Here is a 6,431-nt window from a genome sequence, read left to right as displayed (position 1 = left end):
TCCCACGCTCCAGCGTGGGAATGCATACTGACCTCACCGTAACCTTTCTACCTCCTGCAAACCTTCAATCCCCAAATAATTCCTGACACTGGTAAGTGGCCTGACGGTCTATGTTTTGAATGTTGCTATGCTGTCTTTCTTCAGCTCTGGGCTTTGCGCTAGAAGAGGTACATAATTTTCATGAATGACATAAACATGGATTTTCATGCTCCAGAATCAGCAGATGCCTCATTGAGTTTAGAGGTATGGTTACGCTCTCTGGTCTGGTAAAGCCGAGCTCCAGTGCAGCACGTCTACCGCCATAAAATAAGGTGGGTCTGGCTGTGTGAATGGGTATCGACTTTTACCCATGATTAATTACGGGTACTTTGGCAGTCACGTATGCGTTCCCACGCGAGAGCGTGGGAACGAGTCAATTTTTTAACTTGATAGAGATCTGGTAGGAAATGACTCTTCATCCCCTGAGAGAGGAAGAGTTATCTAACGAAGTGGGAAGTGTGGGAAAACAACTGGATTTCCCACGATCAGGTGCGAACCGTCAACATGATTTTGGGCTAGCGGTCCTTCTGAATCACGTGAGTGATATGGTCAAAGTAGCCTGTACCGACTTCTTTCTGAGGGCATACAAAGGTGTAGCCTCGTTCATAAGCCGCCTGTTCAGGTTGCTGAACCATTTCCGCGTAATGCTTCATGCCTTTACCCTGGCCGTAGTGGTAGGCCAGATCAAACATGTTGTGCCACATGCTGTGAATGCCTGCCAGCGTGATGAATTGGAATTTGTAGCCCATTTCACTCAGTTCATCCTGGAAGCGAGCAATGGTTCGATCGTCCATGTTCTTTTTCCAGTTGAATGAAGAAGAGCAGTTGTAGGCCAGTAACTGATCCGGATGCTCGGAACGAATAGCCTGAGCAAAGGTTCTCGCTTCATCCAGATCGGGTGTTTCTGACTCGTACCAGAGCAGGTCAGCAAAAGGAGCGTAGGCCATGCCTCTGGCAATGGCTTGCTCAATACCCTTGCGTGTACGGTAAAAACCTTCTTTGGTCCGCTCTCCGGTCAGGAAAGGATGATCGTATTCATCAATGTCGGAAGTAATCAGATCAGCAGTACTGGCGTCGGTTCTTGCCATGAGTAAGGTAGGTACTCCAGCAACATCGGCAGCCAGTCGGGCAGAGATCAGTTTGTCGACAGCTTCCTGGGTAGGGACCAGAACTTTTCCGCCCATATGTCCGCATTTTTTGACGGAAGCCAGCTGGTCTTCAAAGTGGACACCTGCAGCACCGGCTTCGATCATGCTTTTCATCAGTTCGTAGGTGTTGCGAACACCACCAAAGCCATCTTCGCCATCGGCAATGATAGGGGCAAACATGTCTTTGTAACCTTCATCGCCGGGCCCAATGCCATTTTTCCACTGAATCTGGTCAGCTCTCATGAAGCTGTTGTTCATTCTTTCTATTAATGCAGGTACTGAGTCTACCGGGTAAAGAGACTGATCCGGATACATGGAGCTGGCAGAGTTGTTATCTGCGGCTACCTGCCATCCAGAGAGGTAAACAGCTTCCAGTCCAGCTTTAACTTGTTGCAGTGCCTGTCCACCGGTCAGAGCTCCCAGGCTGTTGACATAGCCCTTGCGAGACTTGTCTTCATAGAGTAATGTCCAGAGCTTCTCTGCTCCCATCTGTGCAAAGGTATTTTCTACCTTGATGGAACCGCGCAGACGGACGACATCCTCAGCTTTGTAGGTGCGTTTTACATTCGCCCAGCGAGGGTTTTCTGACCATTCCTGTTCAATGCGGGCAATTTCTTCAGCGCGATTATAAGTAGACATTGTATCGCCTCTCCTGAAATTCAAACGGTTGTTTGTCAAGGCAGTTTCAATCTATAACAAAAGATCACAAACTTGATAATTTATTATCGTTATGATGATTATTCTTGTGGAGAATGATGCTCTGTCTTTGTTTAAAATCGGGCCCTTGGCTGAAAAAGATCACTTTTTAATAGACGGTTTATTGCTCTGGAAAGTTCATGCCAGAAGGTTTTCAAAGGTAAGAAGTGGTTGGATAAGAATTTCAGGTTCAGCGTCATTCGGGATCCAGGCAACGGTAGTATGAATGCCCTCAAGAAATGAGTAGTGAAAATGAGCCTGTTTTCTTTCTGTGCCAACACGGTCCAGAAAAATTCCGGAATGTCCGGCCAAGAGGAGCCTGTCCGGAGGGTAGGAAAATCCGGTTCCCAGGGCTTTCAGGCAGGCCTCCTTGCCGGTCCATAATTGAAGGAAATGGCGATGATTGCTGCCAATGCGATCCAGTTCTTCTGGCAGGCAGCAGATCTGCTTTAACAGTTGGAGATCATCGACTTGCCGATCTGGTTCTATATCTATGCCACATTCATGGCTCAGGCTGAAACAGAGAGCAATACAGTGTCCTGCATGAGACAGATTAAAGTGGATAGGGTGCGTTTTAATTTCAGGCTTGCCGAGGAGAGTTTCCGTGAACTGCCATTGAGAAGGTGACAAATCTCCGGTCATTTTACTGAGGCAGATTCGAAGCACTGCATGAGCCAGAAGATATCGATCCTGATCTTCGGACTTTTGAAAATGCCATATTTTCTCCAGTTCTTCTCGAGAGAGCAGTGACTCCAGAAATACTCTGCACCCATGATCTGAAAGTGAATTCAGGCAGGCAAAACAGACTATGAGTTCATTCGAGAATATGCTTCTCATGCAGCCATTGTCCGATTGTTTGAGCCACATTGTGAACGGCAGGGGGATCCATCATGCTGTGATGATTGCCTGGGGCCGTTTTAAGGATAATCCTGCTGCCAAATAGCGCCTTCCAACTTATATCAGCATTGCAATGCATGCCTTTCAGTGTTGTTTCAGCCTTAACATAGAGAGCTGGGCAATCAGGAACTGTCTTGGCAGGTCTGTAGTTATGCATGGCATTACCGTAAACACTGAAGATATGGACGTAGTTTCTCAGTTCATCGGCACTGATACCTTTTATGGCAGGGTGACGGGACGACGCCAGAAACCACTCCAGCCTTTCTGACTCAGGCACTGCTTTCAGCGCTCGCCTGGAAACAGCTTGCTCTGGATGAGCGGCGTTCAGAGAAACGCTCATCTGTACCAGTACATCAATGTTGTCATAGAGTTTGTCTGGCAGTTGCCCGTAGGCTGGAGCATCCAGCAGGATCAGTCCAGCAATTTCATGACCAGCAGCTTTCAGCTGACAAGCCATTTCAAATGCAATCATCCCGCCCAATGAACCACCGCCGAGGATCATTTCACCCGACTCCTGCTGAGGTATCCGGGAAACATAATCACCGGCTATTTCTGAAAGCTCTTTCAAAGGTTCGGTCTGGCCATCCAGGGCAGGGGATTGAATACCTGTAATGGAGAGCTTTTCAGGCAGGCTGGAGACAAGGCTTTCATAGTAATGAATAGTCCCACCGACCGGGTGAATCAGGTAAAGCTGAGGGCCGCTCTCATCACCTTTTCTCATCTCTATCAGGCAGTTGGATGACACAGCGCTTTTGTCGATAAGTACCTTGGCCATGGATTCAGGCGTCCTGAGGGTTTGTAGATCATGAGGTTTAAGTTGGCTGCCAAAGAGCTTGTTCGTTTCAGCAATCAGTCGTATAGCCAGTAATGAGTCGCCACCCAGGTCGTAAAAGTCACTGTCTGGCCCCAACTTACGGGTACCAAGAAACTCAGACCAGAGCTGACAGACTTTTCCGAGCAGAGTATGGGTGTCAAAAGAAGGTCGGGGCTCTTCGGTTTCTTTCAGACTCGGTGGCGAGTATGCACTGCCAGTTTGTTGGTCTGGAACAGACCAGAATGACTGTTGCTCAAAGCCGCGAGGTGGGAAAAAACAATGGTCTGCTGATTTGATATCCGGATTGATGGTATTCCAGTCTGGTTCTATACCGGCCTGCCAGAGCTGTCCAATGGCAGTTAGGGCAATCTGTTCGTCGCTCAGGGTATCTTTTGGTCCTGCCAGAGTCTGGACCGTTGCAAGGTGATCCTGATGTTGCCTGACCAGGTGGCAGAGAGTTTTTCCTGGACCACACTCAACAAAGACCTGGTAGCCTGAAGCCAGAAGGATTTTGACATTATCACTGAATCGAACCGTGCTGCGAATCTGATCATTCCAGTATTGACTCATTTTTCCATGATAATTACTGAGCCAGCCGCCGGTAACGTTGGCTGTTACAGGAATTTGAGGTGGTTTGAAGTGGATGGAGTCCGTCAGCTCTTTAAACTCCTTCAGCATGGGCTCCATCATGCGAGAATGGAAAGCATGGGAGGTATGCAATCGTGTAAATGGGATGTCCTTCTCAGCGAGTCTTAGCTCTGCCTTTTTAACAATGTCTTCAGGCCCTGAGAAGATGCATTGCTGTTCGGTATTGATGACAGATTGATCAAGCTCCAGGTCATCAAGAAACCCGAGAGTAACGGCTGGACTTTGGGCAGATAACATGCAGCCGTGGGGCATGGCTTGCATTAACCGGCCTCTGGTGCAGACCAAATGCAGGGCATCTTCAAGAGAAAGTATGTCTGCAAGACAGGCTGCAGTGTATTCCCCTATGCTGTGCCCTGCCAGGGCATCAGGCTGAATACCCCAGAACATCAATTGTTTCGCCATCGCGTATTCAATGATGAACAGTGCTGGCTGAGTCATGGCAGTTTGCTTCAATAAGTGAGCTGAATCTTTTGCCTGATTCCATAGTAATGGCCGAAGTTGATTGACTATATTCTTTGGCATCTGTTTAAAACATTCTTCAACGGCCTCTCGAAAACAGGGCTGACTTTCATAGAGCTGAACGCCCATTCCCGGAAACTGGCATCCCTGGCCGGTACAGAGAAATACGATTCCGGTATTCTCTTTAATGAGGGGAGAGTCCGGCTCAGCTGTAATATAAGATTTATCAAGGCCCTCAAGAATAAATCCGCGTTGAAATTGTTCATCCCGATATGAAATGAGTCCTGACAGGTTAGAAAATGAAGACGAATTGCAGTGAGCAACCAGTCTTTTTTGCCACTGATCAAGCGTCGAGTTAGTTCTGGCTGATAAAGGCAAAAGCCTGATAGTTGAGTTGGATTCGAGCGCTCTGTTCTTATCTGAAAACAGTTCTCTTATAATGATGTGGGTATTGGTTCCACCCATTCCGAATGAGCTGACACCAGCCGTTCTTGGATGATCAGACTGCCACTGTTCAAGCTCACTGCTGATATAAAAAGGTGTTTTATCCAGGTTGAGCTCAGAGTTAGGCTGCTGAAAATGAAGGCTGGGAACGATCCAGCCTTTTTGCACGCAGAGGCTGGCTTTAATCAAACCTGCGATGCCAGCTGCTACATCAAGGTGGCCAATGTTGCTCTTAACTGAACCAAGGGCACAACGGGCGTTTTCTGATACCAGGTCAAAAGCCTGGCGAAGGGCTTCTACTTCTATAGGGTCACCAATAGCTGTCCCGGTTCCATGGGCTTCAATCATGCTGATTTCGGCAGCTGTCACCTTCGCCATTGTCATAGCATCTCGAATAGCAGATGTCTGGCCTTGAATGCTGGGCGCGCTGAATCCACTCTTCTGTCTGCCATCATTATTAATCCCGAACCCGGTAATCAGGGCGTGAGCTGCTTCATGGTTCTCTATAACATCTTCTGTTCTTCTTAGCAGAACTGCGCCAATACCATTAGCGGGGACAGTTCCGCTGGCGTTCTGATCAAACACTCGACAATGGCCGTCTTTGGATAAAATGGATCCTTCCTGCCAGAAATAGCCATCTTCAAAAGGCCAGGACAGGGATGAAGCACCGGCCAGAGCCATGTCACACTGGTATTCCAGTAGACTCTGGCAGGCCATAATTACAGCAGAGAGGCCTGTAGAACAGCTGCTCTGGATGGTCACAGCTGGCCCCGTCAGGTTAAGGTGCCATGCGATCCGGGTAGCCAGGTAATCATTGCCACTGCCCAGCAGCCAGCATCGATAATCTCCGAGTCGTTGACGCAGTCGTGTATTACCCGCTACTTGAGCCTGAAAGTACTGACAGATATTGGAGAGGCCCGCAAACACCCCAATGGATTGGGGAGAGTCAAATTCTCTGATGCCACCATCTTCCAGACATTGCTGACAGATCTGCAGAAACTGGCGAACCTGGGGCTCCATAGCTTCGGCCTCCAGAGAGCTGAGACCAAAGGCGTGTGGGTCAAAGTTGGCTTCATGGCCGAGCCATCCCTTGGCGGGCACAAAGTCAGGATGCCGGAACCGATCTTTGCTCAGTCCTGACTTGAGTAATTCCTCGCTGGAGAAAAAACGAATACTTTCTTTGCCTGCGTAGAGATTATCCCAGAATTCAAAGTAGTCATTGGCTCCCGGAAAACGGCAGGCCATACCCACAATAGAAATGCTGTCTGTGAGGGAAGAAGACATGA

3 protein-coding genes are annotated in these 6,431 nt (G+C 48.5%); all 3 read right to left on the bottom strand.

Annotated features, from left to right (window positions below; genetic code table 11):
* Positions 1–554 precede the first annotated feature (554 nt).
* Positions 555–1,826: an isocitrate lyase gene (gene aceA, locus ACR2PX_RS16945; protein ID WP_434000540.1), complete on the bottom strand. Its 1,272-nt coding sequence runs from the start codon at positions 1,824–1,826 to the stop codon at positions 555–557.
* A 195-nt stretch (positions 1,827–2,021) separates the two neighbouring features.
* The gene (locus tag ACR2PX_RS16940; protein WP_434000539.1) at positions 2,022–2,720 is read right to left on the bottom strand and encodes a 4'-phosphopantetheinyl transferase family protein; all 699 of its coding nucleotides are present in this window, start codon (positions 2,718–2,720) and stop codon (positions 2,022–2,024) included.
* On the bottom strand, positions 2,698–6,429 hold the full coding sequence (locus tag ACR2PX_RS16935; RefSeq protein WP_434000538.1) for a type I polyketide synthase: 3,732 nt from the start codon (positions 6,427–6,429) through the stop codon (positions 2,698–2,700). The genes ACR2PX_RS16940 and ACR2PX_RS16935 overlap by 23 nt, the downstream gene beginning before the upstream one ends.
* Between the last annotated feature and the right edge of the window lie 2 nt (positions 6,430–6,431).

Source organism: Endozoicomonas sp. (assembly GCF_051008435.1).
Taxonomy (GTDB): Bacteria; Pseudomonadota; Gammaproteobacteria; order Pseudomonadales; family Endozoicomonadaceae; genus Endozoicomonas_A.
This window is presented reverse-complemented; position numbering and strand designations above follow the sequence as displayed.

Coding starts and splice junctions, on each gene's coding strand:
- aceA (WP_434000540.1), bottom strand. CDS start 1,826: ATGTCTACTTATAATCGCGCTGAAGAAATTGCCCGCATTGAACAGGAA.
- ACR2PX_RS16935 (WP_434000538.1), bottom strand. CDS start 6,429: ATGTCTTCTTCCCTCACAGACAGCATTTCTATTGTGGGTATGGCCTGC.
- ACR2PX_RS16940 (WP_434000539.1), bottom strand. CDS start 2,720: ATGAGAAGCATATTCTCGAATGAACTCATAGTCTGTTTTGCCTGCCTG.